The 16,665-nt window shown below is 65.3% G+C and carries 10 protein-coding genes; all 10 read left to right on the top strand.

Going from position 1 to position 16,665, the window contains the following annotated elements:
• The first annotated feature begins 40 nt into the window (after nucleotides 1–40).
• The 10 genes from prsK to AC1D2H_RS14540 all read left to right on the top strand — a co-directional run bounded on the left by prsK (nucleotide 41) and on the right by AC1D2H_RS14540 (nucleotide 16,664).
• Nucleotides 41–2,155, top strand: a complete 2,115-nt coding sequence (gene prsK / locus AC1D2H_RS14495; protein ID WP_477937824.1) for an XrtA/PEP-CTERM system histidine kinase PrsK — start codon at nucleotides 41–43, stop codon at nucleotides 2,153–2,155.
• Entirely contained in the window at nucleotides 2,152–3,513 is a 1,362-nt protein-coding gene (gene prsR / locus AC1D2H_RS14500) for a PEP-CTERM-box response regulator transcription factor (RefSeq protein WP_478011439.1), read from the top strand. The genes prsK and prsR overlap by 4 nt, the downstream gene beginning before the upstream one ends.
• Nucleotides 3,510–6,302 (top strand): XrtA/PEP-CTERM system TPR-repeat protein PrsT, encoded by a 2,793-nt coding sequence (prsT, locus tag AC1D2H_RS14505; RefSeq protein ID WP_478011440.1) that lies wholly within the window; start codon nucleotides 3,510–3,512, stop codon nucleotides 6,300–6,302. The genes prsR and prsT (AC1D2H_RS14505) overlap by 4 nt, the downstream gene beginning before the upstream one ends.
• A 150-nt stretch (nucleotides 6,303–6,452) precedes the next feature.
• Entirely contained in the window at nucleotides 6,453–7,634 is a 1,182-nt protein-coding gene (locus AC1D2H_RS14510) for a PilZ domain-containing protein (protein ID WP_477937818.1), read from the top strand.
• A 168-nt stretch (nucleotides 7,635–7,802) separates the two neighbouring features.
• Entirely contained in the window at nucleotides 7,803–8,519 is a 717-nt protein-coding gene (locus AC1D2H_RS14515; protein WP_478011441.1) for a S1C family serine protease, read from the top strand.
• A gap of 191 nt (nucleotides 8,520–8,710) precedes the next feature.
• Entirely contained in the window at nucleotides 8,711–9,646 is a 936-nt protein-coding gene (locus AC1D2H_RS14520; protein ID WP_477937814.1) for an EDSAP-1 family PEP-CTERM protein, read from the top strand.
• Nucleotides 9,647–9,825: 179 nt separating this feature from the next.
• Nucleotides 9,826–12,618 (top strand): XrtA/PEP-CTERM system TPR-repeat protein PrsT, encoded by a 2,793-nt coding sequence (prsT, locus tag AC1D2H_RS14525; protein WP_478011442.1) that lies wholly within the window; start codon nucleotides 9,826–9,828, stop codon nucleotides 12,616–12,618.
• 25 nt (nucleotides 12,619–12,643) lie between these two features.
• Nucleotides 12,644–14,167, top strand: coding sequence for an FAD-binding oxidoreductase (locus tag AC1D2H_RS14530; protein ID WP_478011443.1), 1,524 nt, complete (start codon nucleotides 12,644–12,646; stop codon nucleotides 14,165–14,167).
• Between the two features lie 268 nt (nucleotides 14,168–14,435).
• A complete protein-coding gene (locus AC1D2H_RS14535; protein WP_478011493.1) occupies nucleotides 14,436–15,005 on the top strand; it encodes an XrtA/PEP-CTERM system exopolysaccharide export protein in 570 nt (189 codons plus the stop codon).
• 66 nt (nucleotides 15,006–15,071) lie between these two features.
• Nucleotides 15,072–16,664 carry an XrtA system polysaccharide chain length determinant gene (locus AC1D2H_RS14540; protein ID WP_478011444.1) on the top strand — a complete coding sequence of 531 codons (1,593 nt, stop codon included), beginning with the start codon at nucleotides 15,072–15,074 and terminating at the stop codon, nucleotides 16,662–16,664.
• Nucleotide 16,665 lies beyond the last annotated feature (1 nt).

A 16,665-nucleotide genomic window follows, 5' to 3' on the forward strand; every position in this document is an offset into this window, starting at 1 on the left:
CATGTCTCTCGTTGTCGATTTGGAATCTGCCCCAGGTGCCATGGTTGAGGCGCTTGCCCCCTTCCTGTCCCTGAGCAGCGTCGGCGACCTGATCTGCTGCGTGGCCTACGGGCTGTTCGCGCTCTACTTCGCGCAACGGGTGCTGCGCGGCAACGTGCCGGTTTCGCTGCTCGCCGTCGTGTTCCTGGCCGCATTGACGACCAGCGCCGTCTGGTCTGGCCTGGCCTTGGTCGACGAATTGCGGCATTGGTCGGATCGCCTGCCGACCTGGCTCGTTCCGACGCTCGATCTGCTGCGTTTCGGCTTCTGGTTTGCCTTCATGCTGATGCTGCTGCCGCCGCCGCGGCGTGGCGGGGGGCTGGGTTGGGTGCGTTCGATCACCGCTGTTGCGGTGCTGGCGCGCCTGGTGCTGATCCTGTTGAGCGAGAACCAGCCTGCCGAGAGCCTGGCCCGTCCCCAGGCCTTCGCGGCTCTGGGCCTCGCGGTGCTGGGCCTGGTCCTCGTCGAGCAGATGCTGCGCAATGCGACCGGCGACGCGCGCTGGAATGCCAAGCCGGTCTGCCTGGGCTTGGGCGCCATCTTCGTCTTCGATCTCTTCATCGGCTCGCAGGCGGCGCTGTTCCAGCGTTTCGACGGCGATGCGATCAGCGTGCGCTCGCTGGTTCACGCGGCGGCGGTGCCTTTGCTCTATGTGGCGTCCCGCCGCCATGCCGATTGGCTTGGCAAGCTGCATGTGTCGCGCGCCGCGGTCTTCCATTCGGCGACGCTGCTGCTGGTGGGCGCCTACCTGCTGATGGTGGCCGGCGTGGGCTACTACGTGCGCTACACCGGCGGCGAATGGGGGCGGGCACTGTCCGTCGCCCTGGTCTTCGTCGCGCTGGTGGCGCTGACACTGTTGATTGCGTCCGGCTCGATGCGCGCCCGCCTGCGGGTCTACATCAGCAAGAACTTCTTCAGCTACCGCTACGACTACCGTGAGGAGTGGCTGCGTTTCACGCAGATGCTGTCCGGCAGTGCCGAGCCGCAGCACACGGCCGAGACCGTCGTGCGTGCGCTGGCCAATCTGGTCGAAAGCCCGAGCGGCATGTTGTGGCTGCAGCGCGCTGCCGGCGGCGACTTCGTGCAGGCCGCCCGCTGGAACCTGCCCGCCCAGCTGGGCAGCGAGACGCGCGACGGCGCATTGGCCGCGTTCTGGCGCGAGCGCGCCTGGATCGTCGACGTGGACGAATGCCGTGAACGCCCCGATGCCTATCCCGGTCTTGAGTTGCCGGTCTGGCTGGCCGAGGAACCGCGCTGCTGGCTGCTGGTGCCGCTGCTGGTACGCGACGCCCTGATCGGCTTTGCGGTGCTGGGGCGGCCGCGCGCCGTCGTCGAGCTGAACTGGGAGGTGCGCGACCTGCTGCGCACAGCCGCCAGCCAGGCCTCGGGCTATCTGGACCAGGCCCAGGCCACGGAAGCCCTGCTGGAGGCGCGCAAGTTCGATGCCTTCAACCGCATGTCCGCCTTCGTCGTGCATGACCTGAAGAACATCGTCACCCAGCTCTCGCTGATGATGAAGAACGCCAAGCGCCTGCGCGACAACCCCGAGTTCCAGCAGGACATGCTGGACACGGTGGAGAACTCGCTGGAGAAGATGCGCCAGCTGATGCTGCAACTGCGCGAGGGTGACAAGCCGCACGGCGTGACCAGCGGGGTCGACCTGGAACAGATCGCCAAGGGCCTGGCTGCGGCGGCTGCCAGCAAGGGCAGGGTGCTGGAACTGGTGCTGCAGGGCGGCGTCAGCACGCGCGGCCATGCGGAGCGGGTGGAGCGCGTCCTCGGCCACGTGGTGCAGAACGCTTTCGACGCCACGCCGGCGAGCGGCCGCGTCTGCCTGACGCTGGATGCCCAGGGCAGCCAGGCCCGCGTTCGCGTGGAGGACAGCGGCTGCGGCATGAGCGAGGATTTCATTCAGAATCGCCTCTTCAAGCCGTTCCAGACCACCAAGGCCAGCGGCATGGGCATAGGTGCCCACGAGAGCTATCAATACGTACAGGAACTGGGAGGCAAGATCAGCGTGCAGAGTGAATTGAACCGGGGCACCACGGTGACCCTTTTGCTCCCGCTGTTCCATGCGCAGGCGGACGCACCCTTGACGGCGCTGGACGTCCAATGAGCACGCCCCGCCATGCGCCGCTGCTGATCGTCGAGGACGATCTGGCCTTGCAGAAGCAGCTCAAGTGGTCGCTGGACCGTTTCGAGTCCGTCACTGCCGATGACGTCGCCAGTGCCGTGCTGCAGTTCCGCCGTCACGGCCCCGCCGTCGTCACGATGGATCTCGGCCTGCCGCCCGACCGGGATTCGGTGTCCGAGGGCTTCAAATGCCTGGAAAAGCTGCTGGAGCTCGACCCGGGCGTGAAGGTCATCGTGCTGACCGGCCAGAACGACCAGGACAACGCGCTGCGCGCGATCCGCACGGGGGCCTACGATTTCCTCGCCAAGCCCGTCGACCCTGACGTGCTCAGCCTGACGGTCGAGCGTGCCTACCGCCTCTATGAGTTGCAGCAGGAGAACCGCCGCCTGCAGATGCAGCAGAGCAGCGATGTCTTCTCGGGCCTGATCACCCGCGACCCGGGCATGCAGCGTGTCTGCCGCATGATCGAGAAGGTGGCGCCCAGCGACGCGACCGTGCTGCTGCTCGGCGAGAGCGGCACCGGCAAGGAAGTGCTGGCCCAGGGCCTGCATGACGCCTCCAAGCGCAAGGGCCGCTTCGTCGCCATCAACTGCGCAGCCATCCCCGAGACGCTGCTGGAGAGCGAGCTCTTCGGCTACGAAAAGGGCGCCTTCACCGGCGCCAACAAGTCCACCCTCGGCAAGATCGAGACCGCCAACGGCGGCACGCTGATGCTCGACGAGATCGGCGACCTGCCCATGCCGTTGCAGGCCAAGCTGCTGCGCTTCCTGCAGGAGCGGGTCATCGAACGTGTCGGCGGCCGCCAGGAGATCCCGATCGACGTGCGCGTAGTCGGCGCCACCCACCAGGACTTGAAGACGCGCATCACCGACGGCCGCTTCCGCGAAGACCTCTACTACCGCCTGGCCGAGATCGTCGTCGAGATCCCGCCGCTGCGCGATCGCGTGGGCGACCCGGTCCTGCTTTCGCATGCCTTCGCGCGTCGCTTCGCGACCGAGATGCGGCGGCCCGTGCCGACGTTGTCTGACGACGCCGTGCGTGCACTCGAGACCCATCGCTGGCCGGGCAATGTGCGCGAGCTGCAGAACATGCTCAAGCGCGCCGTCATCATGGCCGAGGAAGACCGCATCACGGCCCCGGACCTCGGCCTGCGTGCCAGCGCGGCGCCCGCCGACGACAGCGCGACGCTGGACCTGCGTACCGTGCGTGAAAACGCTGAACGCCAGGCCCTGATCACGGCGCTCGCCCGCACCGATGGCAACATCGTCCGTGCGGCCGAATTGCTGGGCATCAGCCGCCCGACCCTTTACGACATGATGAATCGGTTGCAGATCAAATGAGCGTCCTGGTGCGCTCATTGCCTGTCCGGCTGGGCGGCGCAGTGCTCGTGATCGGCGCCTTGCTGACCGGTTGCATGGGCCCATCCGCGCCGCAGATGCTCGAGGCTGGCAAGGCGCGCATGCAGAAGGCGGAATACAAAGCCGCCGCCATCGAGTTCAAGAATGCCTTGCAGAAGGATGCCTCGCTGGTCGAGGCGCGCTTCTGGCTCGGCAAGGCGCTGCTGGAAAGTGGCGATGTGCAGGGGGCCTGGGTCGAGTTGTCGAAGGCCAGGGAAGGCGGCTACAACAACGACGACCTGGCGCCGGTGATGGCTGCGGCGCTGATCCTGCGCGGCGAAGTGGCCAAGTTCATCGGCGAGTACGCAGACGTCCGGCTTGCTGATCCCAAGCGCCAGTCGGAGTTGAAGGCTGCGCTGGCCACGGCCTACGGGTCCAGGGGTGAGCATGTTCAGGCCAGGGCTGCGGCAGACGCGGCTTTGCAGGCCGACCCCGGCAACATCGCTGCGCAACTGATCGTTGCCCGTCTGCTGCTCATCGCGGGCGACAAGACCGCCGCGATGGAGCAGGTGGAAGCGACGATGAAGGCGCATCCCGAATCCGCACAGCCGTGGCTGTCAAAGGCCGAGCTGCTGCAGAGCAGCGGTGCCGAAGCTGGCGAAGTGATGGCGGCTTACCGGGAGGCCCTGAAGCGGGAGCCGGCCAACAGCACTGCCCACGTGGGCATCGTCGGCCTGCTGATGCAGCAGCGTGACTTTGACGGTGCTCAAAAGCAGCTGGCCGAGCTGGAAAAGCAGGCCCCCGGCAACTTGCAGGGGCGCTATTTCAACGCATTGCTGGCCCTGGAACGCAAGGACCTCAAGACGGCATACGAAGCATCCCAGCAGTTGCTGAAGGCGGGGTCGGGGAATCCGCGCTTTCTTCATCTGGCCGCTGCGGTCGAGTACGAGCGTGGCGCCTATTTGCAGGCCATCGTGTATCTGAGCAAGGCGCTTCCGAACTCGAAGACGCCCATCAGCATTCGCGTGCTGATGGCGCGCGCGCAATTGAGGGCAGGGGATGCCCGCAAGGCCTTGTCGTTTGTGCAACCCCTGCTCGATGGCGGTGCGGCCCTGCCGGCGGAGGTGTACTCGGTGGCGGCAGATGCCTATCTGCAGATGGGCAATGGGGATGCCGCCAGGAAGATGTTTGCCAAGGCGGTACAGGTCAACCCGAAGGACGCTCGTGGTCGTACCGCGCTCGCGCTGGCCCAGCTTGGCGAAGGTCGCACCGAACAGGCGATGGTGGAGCTCAAGGGCATCGCCACCGCGGCTGGCGAAGGCGCTGCCGAGGCCGAAGTCGTCATGGCCATGGCGCATCTGCGCGGCGGTCGCATGAGCGAGGCGCTGGCTGCTGCCGATGCCATCGAACGCAAACGCCCGGATGCGCCGGTTGCGCCCTTCCTGCGGGCGCAGGTCGAAGGGCGCCTGGGGCATGCGGACAAGGCTCGCGCTCAGCTCGAAATGGCCGTCGGTCTGCAGCCGACCTATCTCCCCGCCGTGTCCGCCCTCGCCGTGATGGACCAGAACGAAGGCAAGCCGGCTGCGGCCGTCTCGCGCTACGAGAAGCTGGTGGCCGCCGACCCGCAGTCAGCGCAGGCGCTGACCGGGCTGATTTCGGCGCGGGCACGGGCCGGCGCCAAGGCGGAGGACGTCAAATCGCAGCTCGAGGCGGCCGTCAAACGCTTCCCGGACGCCGAGGTGCCGCGTATTGCGCTGGCGTCGGCGTTGCTGGAGCGCGGCGAGGCCAAGGCCGCACTCCTGGTCGCCAATGAAGGGGCAACCCGCTTTCCGGACAGCGGCCGACTCCAGGAGATGGTGGGTGTCGCCGAGCTGAGTGCCGGCAACTTCAGCCAGGCCATCCAGGCGTTCAACAAGATGGCTGCGCTGCAGCCCAATACGGCGGAACCGCTGGTGCGCCTGTCCGAGGCGCATCTGGCGCGCAAAGATGTGGCTGCAGCCATCGCCCAGTTGCGCAAGGCGGTCGGCATCAAGCCTGACGCCGTGCCCGTGCAAGCGAGTCTGATCGCCCTGCTGTCGCGCAGCGGCAGGATGGACGAAGCCTTGGCTCAGGCCAAGAGCGTGCAGACCCTGATGCCGTCCGAGCCTTACGGTTGGACCTTCGAAGGCGATCTGCAGGCGTCCAAGGGCAGCAAGCCCGCCGCAGTGGCTGCGTTGCAGGCCAGTTTCGCCAAGCGCCCGATGGTCGAGACCGCGATGAAGCTGCATCGGGCGCTCCTCGCGGCGAACCGATCCGCGGAAGCGGGCAAGCTGGTGGCGGACTGGCTGGCCAGGCAACCCGACGATCCGGCATTCCATTTCTACCTTGGCGACGTGGCCATGGGGCGCAAGGACTACGACCAGGCCGAGCAGGAGTACCGCAAGGTGATTGCCGCCGCGCCCAGGCATGCGGTGGCCTTGAACAATCTGGCCTGGGTGTTGAATCGCGCCGGCAAGCCCGGCGCGCTCGAGACCGCGGAGAAAGCCCTGGCCCTGGCGCCCAATGCCACCGCCTTCATGGACACGGTTGCCGAGATCCAGGCGAGCTCGGGGCAATGGGACAAGGCCTTGGCGATGCAGAAGCGCGCGATCGAACTCGATCCGGATCAGCCCACGCATCGCCTGCACCTGGCCCAATACTTGATCAAGAATAGCCAGAAGGCTTCGGCGAAGGCGGAGTTGGAACGCCTGGCCCAGTTGGGCGGGGCGTTCCCTCGCCAGGACGAGGTACAGAAGCTGATGTCCGGGCTCTAGCCCGGCATCGGGAGCTGCGGCTCCAGTCATTTCCATTTACGAGCTGTCATGCAGATCAAGCAAGCGAGTCTTCGCAAGCGGATGCACCAGGCGATGCGCCGGTTGTTCGGGCGACTGCCACGGGACACGCGACATGCCATCTATCGAGGCATGATCGACTGTGATCCCGCGCCCGACGCGCGACTTGAACTCAAGGTCGCCGAGACCCGCGAGGAACTGGAGGATTGCTTTCGCATCCTGCACGACGCCTATGTCGCCAGCGGCTTCATGAAGCCTTCGCCGTCGGGCTTGCGCGTCACGATGTACCACGCGCTGCCCACGACGACGACGCTCTGTGCGAAGTACGACGGCCGCGTCGTCGGCACGATGTCCATGATCCGCGAGGGCGTGTTCGGCTTTCCGCTGCAGTCGGTCTTCGACCTCAGCGAGGTGCGCGCCAAACAGGGCCAGATCGCCGAGATTTCGGCGCTGGCCGTGCATCCCGACTTCCGCAAGACGGGCGGCGCCATCCTGTTCCCGCTGATGAAGTTCATGTACGAGTACTGCACCGAGTACTTCGATACCCGCCACCTCGTCATCGCGGTCAATCCGGACAAGATCGAGCTCTACGAATCGCTGCTGTTCTTTGAAAGACTGCAGGAGACGGTGGTCGACAACTACGACTTCGCCAATGGTGCGCCGGCCGTCGGTGCCACGCTGGACCTGCCGGTCGCCAAGGAGATATTCCGGCGCGTCTATGGCAAGCGCAAGGAACGCAAGAACCTTTCCCATTACTTCGTCCAGCTGCGCCTGCCCAACATCAAGCTGCCCAAGCGCCGCTATTTCACGACCAACGACCCGGTCCTGACGCCGGCCATCCTCGACTATTTCTTCAATCAGCGCAGCCAGGTCTTCGAAGAGATGGACGACCGTCGCAAGGCCCTGCTGTGGTCCATCTACGATCAGCCCGAGTTCCGCAGCGTGCTGCCCATGATGAGCGGCTCGGCCACGGGCTTCCATCCGATGCGCCGGCACCAGCGCTTCTCCTTGCGCTGCCCGGCCGAGTTGCGTGTGCGGGTCGAAGACGGTGAGCGTTCGATCGTGATGACCGTCATCGAGATCTCGCTGTCGGGCTTCCAGGCGCAGTCCAAGCTCGATATCCCGGTGGGTGCCGATGGCGCGGTCCGGGTGGAGTTGGGCATGCAGGACAGGGCCACGCTGGAGGTGAAGGTGATGCGGCATCACCACTCCGATACCGGCGAGTTCTATGGTTTCCGGGTGGATGAGCCCGACGAGGTCTGGCGCCGCGCCGTCAGCGCGCTCGAAACCGAGCATGTCGCAGGCGATTTGTAGCCCTGACCACGGCCGCCTGCCCCTGAGCGCGGCCAGGCGCTGCCAAGATGTACGGATGCTGCGGCGCTGCCTTTGCGTCTGAAGTCCATTTCACCCTTGCGATCGGATGCGATGAACCCGAGTTGGCGTCACCTGATACTGTTGCTCGGCGCTGTGCCCGTTGTGGGCATGGCTGCCGATCTGCCGGCCCTGATCGAGCGCAGCAAACCGTCGGTGGTCCTTGTCGGCACCTATTCGCCGACCGACAGCCCGCGCTTTGGTTTTCGCGGCACGGGTTTCGTCGTGGACGACGGCAAGCTCGTCATCACCAACGCCCATGTCCTGCCTTCGCCTGAAGTGACCGAGGCCGAACAGCGCGTCAGCATCCAGGTGCGTTCAGTGGGTGGCGAGTGGGCCCTGCCTCAGCCTGCCCGGGTCGCCGCGCTCGACCGCGTCCATGACCTGGTCGCGCTGAGATTCGACGGTCCGCCGGCACCCGCCTTGCGCATTGCAGGCGCCACCGTGCGTGAAGGTCGCGCCGTGTTGCTGATGGGTTTCCCCGTGGGCGGTGCGCTCGGTTTCTCCACGGTGAGCCATCGCGGCATCGTTTCCGCGGTGACGCCGATCTCCTTGCCGGCCAGCAACTCGCGCAGCCTCGATCCACGCGCCCTGCGGCAGTTGCGGGCCGGCAGCTTCGACATCCTGCAACTCGATGCGACCGCCTATCCGGGCAACAGCGGCGGCCCTGTGCTCGACCAGGAAAGCGGCGAAGTCGTGGGTGTCGTCAACATGGTGCTGACCAAGGCGGGCAAGGAATCGGCGCTGACCCAACCCACCGGCATCAGCTACGCCATCCCGGCCACGCTGCTGGCGCCGCTGATCGAATCGGCCAGGGCGGCGAAATGAGCGTCGTGGCGCTGCAGGAGTCCAAGGGCCTGTCGAGTTTTTTTACACCCACGCACGGTGTCGCGGAATCGGTCACGAGCTCAAAATTTAAGTCGTTGATTCGAAACGAGTTTTTTTAAAATCGCGAAGTTGGCACGCAAGCTGCTTTTGTGATGCTGTCTAAACGCTTTTCGGTCCCCGAAGGAGTCCAAATGAACAGCATCTCCCGCATCTCCCTGCTTGCTGCCGGCGTCGCCCTGGCATGCGGCTCCACGGTCGCCCGTGCCGACGCCGTCGCTCAAGCAGTCCTGAACGTCAGCAACTTCCACTTCGCAGTGGGCAACGGCAACGCCACCCGTGCAGCTGACGGCTCGCTGATCGGCGTCGTTGGCATCACCAACGCGACGACCACCGGTGACTCGTTCGCCAAGCTCAACGGCGTCGTTGACAACGGCAGCCTGTTCGGCGCGATCGGCCAGCAGTCCCTGGTTGGCAACACCGCCACGTATGTGCCGGGCGCCATCCTGGCTGGCAACCCCGTGGCAACGTACGCCGCTTCCACCGCTGACCAGACCGGCAACTCGCTGGTGGCCACCGCAACGGCCAAGACCGACGCGATCGTGTCCCTGGCACCGTCGGGCGATGGCTCGACGCAAGGCAACGTGAACTTCAACGCACGTTTCACGCTGAACAACGCTGTTGCTGGTACCAAGGTCGAAATCGCCTTCGACGCCAACTCGTATCTGCGCGCCATGCTGTCCAGCAACGGCATCGTCCCGCCGACGGCCACCGCTGCTTACAGCTTCGTCATCTCGCTGGTTGACCAAAACGGCGACCCGGTCTTCGAATGGGCCCCCAACGGCGCAGCCGGTGGCATCACTGGCGGTACCGAGTACGCCGATGCTTTCCGCATGACGTCCACCCGTTCGGCCCTGGCCGCTGGTGATGACTTCACCGTGAACAACGCGACCGGTCTGTTCCAAGCCGAGACCGATGGCCTGGCTGTGGGTATCTACACGGTGTCGATTCGCCAGACCGTGACCGCTGACGCCTTCCTGAAGGTTCCTGAGCCGGCATCGCTGGCTCTGGTTGGCGCCGCCCTGCTGGGTGTTGGTGCCGTCGGCCGCCGTCGCGCCAAGAAGCAGTAAATCTTGATCGGGCGAAAGCCCGCTCACAAAAAAGCGCGGCTTGCCGCGCTTTTTTCATTGGTGAATCGCCATTCGCTTGCGGGGTATGAAGCGGCATCTGCCCGGTTACGATGCGCGCCGATCACCCATCAAAGATGCCTCGGGTGACCTGTCAAAGAACCGTGGGAGAACATGTGTCAATGAAAACAGGGTTGCACCGTGGCTTGGTGGGAACGGCGGTGGTGTTGGCGGCGCTGACGGGTTGTGTGCGTGAGCCCACGGAAGCCGAACTGATCGCGTCAGCGCGAAAGAATCTTGCCGAAGGCAAGACGCCAGCGGCGGTGATCCAAATTCGCAATGCGCTGGAAAAAAACGCGCAATCTGCCGAGGCGCGCTTCCTGATGGCGGAGGCGCTGCTCGCCAACTTTGAATTCGCGGCGGCGCAGGACGAATTCCGGCGCGCGAAGGCTGCCGGATATCCGGATCAAGCGGTCGTTCCGCCGCTGGCACGCGCCATGTTGTTTCTCGATCAAGCCAAGAAGGTGATCGAAGAGTTCGGCGCGAAGCGGTTTGACGACAAGCTTGCGGATGCCGACCTGAGTCTCTCCCTGGCGAAGGCCTATGGATTCCAGGGCGATGCCGCCAAATCGGAGCAAGAGCTGAAGCGATCGTTGCAGGCGCGGCCCGACTACCCGGCCGCGCTGCTGTTCAAGGTCCGCTCCATCGTGTTGAAGCAGGGCGTGGACGCTGCACTTGAGGAGCTGCAAAGTCACAAGGAGCTGTTCACCAAGAGTTCCGAAGCGGCCTACCTTGAGGGCTCCCTCAAGCTCAATGGCAAGAATGATGTCGATGGAGCGACCGAGGCCTTCAAGCGCTCGGTGGCGCTGGATCCCAAGGCCATCCAGGCGCATGGATCGCTGATCGCGGTCTATCTCTACAAGAAGGACATGGACTCGGCGCGCAAGCAGGTGGAACTGCTGAAGAAGGCCCATCCCAACGCCCCGGTCTCCAAGACCTACGAAGCGGAACTGGCCCTGCTTGAGGGCGATTTCCAGAAGGCGCGAACCCTGACCTCCCAGGTCCTGCAGGTCGCACCCAAGAGCGTTCGTGCGATGTATATCGCGGCTTCTGCCGAGCTGCAGCTGAAGAACAGCTTCCAGGCCGTCACCCTGTTGCAGAAGGCCCTGGCTTTGCAGCCCGACCTGCACGAGGCCAGCAAGCTGCTGACCCGCGCCTACGTCCAATCGGGCCAGGCCCCGCTCGCCCTCAAGGCCGTCGCGCGCGCGCTCGAGCGTGCGCCGGCCGATGTGGAGTTGCTGTCCCTGGCGGCAGAGGCCAATCTGCAGATGGGCGAGGCTCAGAAGGCCGAAGCCCTCTACAAGAAGGCCCTGGCCCTCAAGCCGGAGGACACGCGGACCCAGACCGCCCTGGCGCTGGCCCTGCTCGCCAAGGGTCAGGAGTTGGAAGGTTTGCGCCAGCTGGCTGCGATCTCCCAGCAGGACGCCAGCCCGATCGCCGACATGGTGCTGATGAGCTCCTATCTGGCCCGGGGCGAGGTGGACAAGGCGCTGGCCACGGTGGATGCCGTGGAAAGGAAGCAGCCCAGCAAGCCGGCAGGGCCGTTCGCACGCGGGCGCATTCTGATGCTCAAGGGCGACAACGCGGGTGCGCGGGCCGCCTTCCAGGAGGCGCTGAAGCGCGATGCCTCCTACATCCCGGCCATGAACAATCTGGCGCTGCTGGATCTGCGCGATGGCAAGGCGGATGACGCGCGCGGACGCTTCCAAGCCGTGCTGAAGGCGGACCCCGGCAATGTCGCGGCGCTGATGTCCCTGGCCGACGTGATGGCGACCCAGAACGGCCCTCAAGCGGAGATCACGTCGCTGCTCGACCGCGCCATCACTGCGGATCCCTCCGATCCTGCGCCGCGCCAGATGCTGATCGAGTATCTGCTCTTGCAGAAGAGCTACACCGCGGCGGTGGCTGCCGGCCAGAAGGCAGTCGCGACCATGAACTCCAATCCCGAGTTGTTCAACGCCCTCGGCCGGGCGCAGTCGGCGGTCGGTGAGAGTGCCCAGGCCCAGGCCAGTTTTGCGAAACAGGCGCAGCTTCAGCCATCGGCTACGGCCCCGTACATGGGCGCTGCAGACGCCTATCGGCGCGCCGGCGATCGTGCCAATACCGTGCGCAGCCTGCGCCAAGCGCTGACCCTCAACCCCCAGCTCCTCGCGGCGCAGGAGATCCTGTTCGGTATGGAGCTGCGTGCCGGACGGTTCCCGGCCGCCCTCGAGATTGCCAAGGAGGTGCAGCGCCAACGCCCCACCCAGGCCCAGGGCTATCAGTGGGAAGGTGCGGTGCATGGCACGCAGCGCCGCTGGGATGAGGCCATCGCGGTTTACAAGCGCGGCATCGACAAGCTGCGGGCCGACAAGCGTGACGCCTCGTCGCTGGCGGGACTGCTGCATCAAAGCCTGGTCGCGGCGAAGCGGGATGCCGATGCCACGCGCTTCGCGCGCGACTGGCTGCAGAGCAATCCAGCTGACCTGGGCTTCAGGCTGGCCCTGGGCGATGCCGCGATGGCGCGCCAGGACTGGGACGGGGCCGAGCAGCAATATCGCGCCGTGCTGGAACTGGATGCCAACCACGCGCTGGCCACCAACAACATGGCCGCCATGATGCTCAGGCTCAAGCGCCCGGGCGTTGTGGAGATGGCCGAGCGTGCGGTCAAGCTGGCGCCTGCCAGTGCCGATGCCCTCGATACCCTGATGCTGGGCCTGGCCGCGGAGAAGCAATGGGCACGCGCGGCCGAGGTGCAGCGCAAGCTCATCAGCCTGGTGCCTGGCGCGCCGGCGCTTTGGAGGCTGAATCTGGCGAAGTTGCTGCTGCAGGCCGGCGACAAGTCCGCTGCGGAAGTCGAGCTCAAGGCATTGCAGGCCCTGGGCGGCAAGTTCGACCGTCAGGCCGATGTGGATGAACTGATGAAAAAGCTCTGAGCAATTGGCAGGGCAGGACGCGGCCATGGACTTCGCTTCGCAACTGCGCCAGGGCCTGGCGGTCCTGCAGCCCAAGAGCGTCGAGGACGTTCAGGCGGCTGTCCGCGCCGCGCGGGCCGAGGGCTGGAAGATCTATCCCGTTGCCACCGGGCGCAACTGGGGTTATGGCTCGGAGCGCCCTTTGCCTGCCGGTATTCGCAAGCTGGATATGTCCGGCATGCGCACCATCCTGAATGCCGGGCAGATTTCCCGGGCCGGGCCGGTTGCGGTTGTCGAGCCGGGGGTGACCCAGGGGCAGTTGCAGGAATTCCTGGCGCAATCCCACCCGGACCTGACTTTCAATGTGACCGGCTCGGCGCGGGAAACCAGCCTGATCGGCAATTCCCTGGACCGTGGCGTGGGTTATCTGGGGCCGCGGCGCGACGATCTGTTCGGCTTGGAGGTCGTGATCGGCACCGGTGAGGTCATCCAGACCGGCTTTCGCCGTCTCGGCGAGGACTCGCCGTTGGCCCATTGCCATCCTTTCGGCCTGGGACCGATGCTGGACGGCTTGTTCTTCCAGGGCAATTTCGGCATCGTCACGAGCGCCTGCTTCCGCCTGATGCCTCGCCCTGCCAGCCAGGTGGCGGTCTCGCTGGCGCTGCGTCGAGGCGCCGATCTCGGGCGCTTCATCGACGTGCTGGCCGAGCTGAAGCGCGAGCGCATCATGAGCTCCGTCACCCATGTCGGCAACCAGGCCCGCACGCGCGCCAGCCTGCTCTATGGGATCAGCGACTACCTCGAGCGGCACTGCAAGATGAGCGGTGAAGCGCGAGATGTCGCGGCTCAGCAGGCCCTGCAGCTCGTTGCGCCCCACGAGTGGACCAGCCTGGGAGGCGTCAGCGGCACCGCGGCCCAGGTCAGTGCGGCGCTGAAGGAAGTCAAACGCCGCATGGCGGGCCTGGCGGCGGTCAAGACCTTCACCGATCAGAAGCTTGCCAGGGGCTTCGCGCTGCTGCACCCCTTGCGCGGCCTGCCGTGGGCGCGGGCACAGGCGGCGGCCATTGCTGCCGTCACGCCACTCAACGGTCTGGCGTCGGGCGTGCCAACCAATGCGGCCGTCGACAACCTGCTCTGGCGTTACGGGCGTACCGATTTGCCGACCGAGCAACTGGACCAATCGAACTGCGGCATTCTCTATATCAATCCGGCACTGCCCATGAATGGGCAGTTCGTGGCCCGGCTGATATCTGAAATGACCGCGCTCGCGGCGGAATGCGGCTTTCAGCTTTTCGTGACCATCAACATAGAAACCGAAAACTCGCTGGTGGCGATTGCCAATCTATTGTTCGACCGTGCTTCGGCGGCCGAGTCAATCCGGGCGCAGGACTGCGCTGACCGCCTGCACGCCCATATCCGATCGCACCGCCTGGAGGTCTATCGGGCACGGGCCGACATGATGCCCAGCATCGTCGACCCGGGCTCGCCCTACTGGCAAACCGTGGCCAAGCTGAAGCAGTCGCTGGATCCCGATGGCGTCATCGCGCCGGGGCGCTATAACCTTTGTTGACGGGCATCAGCCGGTAAAAAGCACCGTTGCGTGCAAATCTAGCGCGCCATCCTCTGCCTTGGGGGTGGGCACCGCCGTGGCCAAGCCGGTGTGGCATCATTCTCGGCCTTTGGCTGGCGGCGAGCGCATGCTTGTGCGGGCTGTGACAACGACACGGGGATTAGCCTTGAATCAAGCTCTCAAACCATTGCATCCTGCGGTTCTGGTGCCGCGTCCGGCGGCCTTGCGTGCACTCGGTCTTGGCCTTGGTCTTGTTCTCGCAGGCCTCCTGGCGGGTTGTGCCGGCCTGCGTGGCGACTCGTATCCGGCCGCGCCCGCAACGGTGGCCAACGACGACTACAGCTATTTGATCGGCGCGGGCGACAACCTCAACATCCAGGTCTGGCGCAACCCCGAGTTGTCGATGTCCGTGCCGGTCCGTCCGGACGGCAAGATCGCCGCGCCTCTGGTTGACGAGATGGTCGTGCAAGGCAAGACCTCGGTGCAGGTGGCTCGCGAAGTCGAGAAGCAGCTCGGCAAATATGTGCGCGACCCGGTCGTCACCGTCATCGTCACGAACTTCATCGGCCCGTACAGCGAGCAGATCCGCGTTGTCGGCGAGGCGGCCAAACCTCAATTCCTGCCCTACAAGCAGAAGATGACGGTGCTGGACGTGATGATCGCCGTCGGCGGCCTGACGGACTTCGCATCCGGCAACAGCGCCACCATCCTGCGCACGGCTGAAGGCAACAAGCAGTATTCGGTGCGCCTGAAGGACCTGATCAAGCGCGGTGACGTGTCGGCCAATGTCGAGATGCGGCCGGGTGACATCCTCATCATTCCTCAGAGCCTGTTCTGAACTGAAGGGAAGGGGCTCGCGTCTGCCAGCCTCTCCTAGCAATCGCTTTAACCGAGACCGTTCTCCATGGAATTGCTGATTGGTCAGCTTCTGATCATCGTCCGGCGGATGTGGAAATACCGCTGGGTCGGCCTGGTTGTGGCCTGGGTCGCCGGCCTGGTTGGCGCCGTGGTCGTGTTCGTGCTGCCGGACCGCTACGAAGCCAGCGCCCGGATCTTCGTGGACACCCAGTCCATCCTGAAGCCGCTGATGTCCGGTCTGGCCGTCCAGCCCAACGTCGAGCAGCAGGTGACGATGTTGAGCCGCACGCTGATCAGCCGGCCCAACGTCGAGAAGCTCGTCCGCATGGCCGATCTGGATCTGAAGAACCAGTCCAAGGCCCAGCAGGAAGCCACCATCGAGACGGTGACCAGCAACCTGTCCATCCAGAGCAGCGGCCGGGACAACCTTTACATCCTCGGCTATCGGGACAACGAACCCGAAACGGCCAAGCGCGTCGTGCAGGCCCTGGTATCGATCTTCGTCGAATCCAGCCTGGGCCAGACGCGCCAGGGCACGTCCACGGCAACGACCTTCATCAATGAGCAGATCAAGGCCTACGAGGCCAAGCTCGAAGAGGCCGAAACGCGGCTCAAGGAATTCCGCCTCAAGAATCTGGCCAATATGGCCGGTGATGGCAAGGACTCCGCGGCTCATATCGCGGAGTTGAGCAGCCAGCTGGAGCGCGCACGCCTGGAGTTCCGCGAGGCCGGCAACGCGCGCGACGCGGCCAAGGCACAGTTGGAAGCCGAGAAGGCCCGCGGGGGTACGCAGACGACGGCTCAGAGCCTCATGCAGGAGTCCAACGCCAACGTCAGCACGCCCGAACTCGATGCGCGCCTGGCCGAGCATCGCCGCAACCTCGATGCCCTGCTGCAGCGCTATACCGATCAGCATCCCGACATCATCGCGACGCGCAAGCTGATCAAGGATCTGGAAGAACAGAAGAAGAAGGAATTGGCTGAGCTGCGCAAGGCCGCCATGAACGTGCCGACGGCTTCCATGGCCCAGAACAGCGGTGGCAGCCTGGCCATGCAGGAGCTGGTGCGCATCGTCGCGACCACCGAGGTGCAGGTGGCGGCATTGCGTGCGCGCGTCGACGAGTATTCCAGCCGCTATTCGCAGGCCCTGATCGCCATGAAGACGGCGCCGCAGGTCGAAGCCGAGGCGGCGCAGCTGAATCGCGACTATGCGATCCACAAGAAGAATTACGAAGATCTGGTGCAGCGCCGCGAGCAGGCCTCGATCTCCGGCGAACTCGACGTGGCATCAGGGGTGGCTGACTTCCGCGTCATCGACCCGCCGCGCGCGAATCCCAAGCCCGTCGCACCGAACCGCCTGCTGTTGCTCGCCGGGGCGATGGCCGCGGCTCTGGGCGTGGGCCTTTTCACGACGTTCGCGGCCAGCCAGCTGCGTCCGGTCTTCCATGATGCGAACGACCTGCGTGCCCGTGTCGAGCTGCCCATCCTGGGGGTCGTGACCCGCCTCGTGACGGACGCTGATCGCGCGCGCCAGCGGGTCGAGCTGATTCGCTTCTCCGCGGGGGCCGGTGGCCTGCTGGCGATGTTTGCCGTCGCGTTGACGGTCTTGGCTGTTCAACTGAGCCGGCAGGTGGTTTGAC

This window comes from Roseateles sp. P1_C1_2, assembly GCF_056406535.1.

Coding starts and splice junctions, on each gene's coding strand:
- prsK (WP_477937824.1), top strand. CDS start 41: ATGGTTGAGGCGCTTGCCCCCTTCCTGTCCCTGAGCAGCGTCGGCGAC.
- prsR (WP_478011439.1), top strand. CDS start 2,152: ATGAGCACGCCCCGCCATGCGCCGCTGCTGATCGTCGAGGACGATCTG.
- prsT (WP_478011440.1), top strand. CDS start 3,510: ATGAGCGTCCTGGTGCGCTCATTGCCTGTCCGGCTGGGCGGCGCAGTG.
- AC1D2H_RS14510 (WP_477937818.1), top strand. CDS start 6,453: ATGATCGACTGTGATCCCGCGCCCGACGCGCGACTTGAACTCAAGGTC.
- AC1D2H_RS14515 (WP_478011441.1), top strand. CDS start 7,803: ATGGCTGCCGATCTGCCGGCCCTGATCGAGCGCAGCAAACCGTCGGTG.
- AC1D2H_RS14520 (WP_477937814.1), top strand. CDS start 8,711: ATGAACAGCATCTCCCGCATCTCCCTGCTTGCTGCCGGCGTCGCCCTG.
- prsT (WP_478011442.1), top strand. CDS start 9,826: ATGAAAACAGGGTTGCACCGTGGCTTGGTGGGAACGGCGGTGGTGTTG.
- AC1D2H_RS14530 (WP_478011443.1), top strand. CDS start 12,644: ATGGACTTCGCTTCGCAACTGCGCCAGGGCCTGGCGGTCCTGCAGCCC.
- AC1D2H_RS14540 (WP_478011444.1), top strand. CDS start 15,072: ATGGAATTGCTGATTGGTCAGCTTCTGATCATCGTCCGGCGGATGTGG.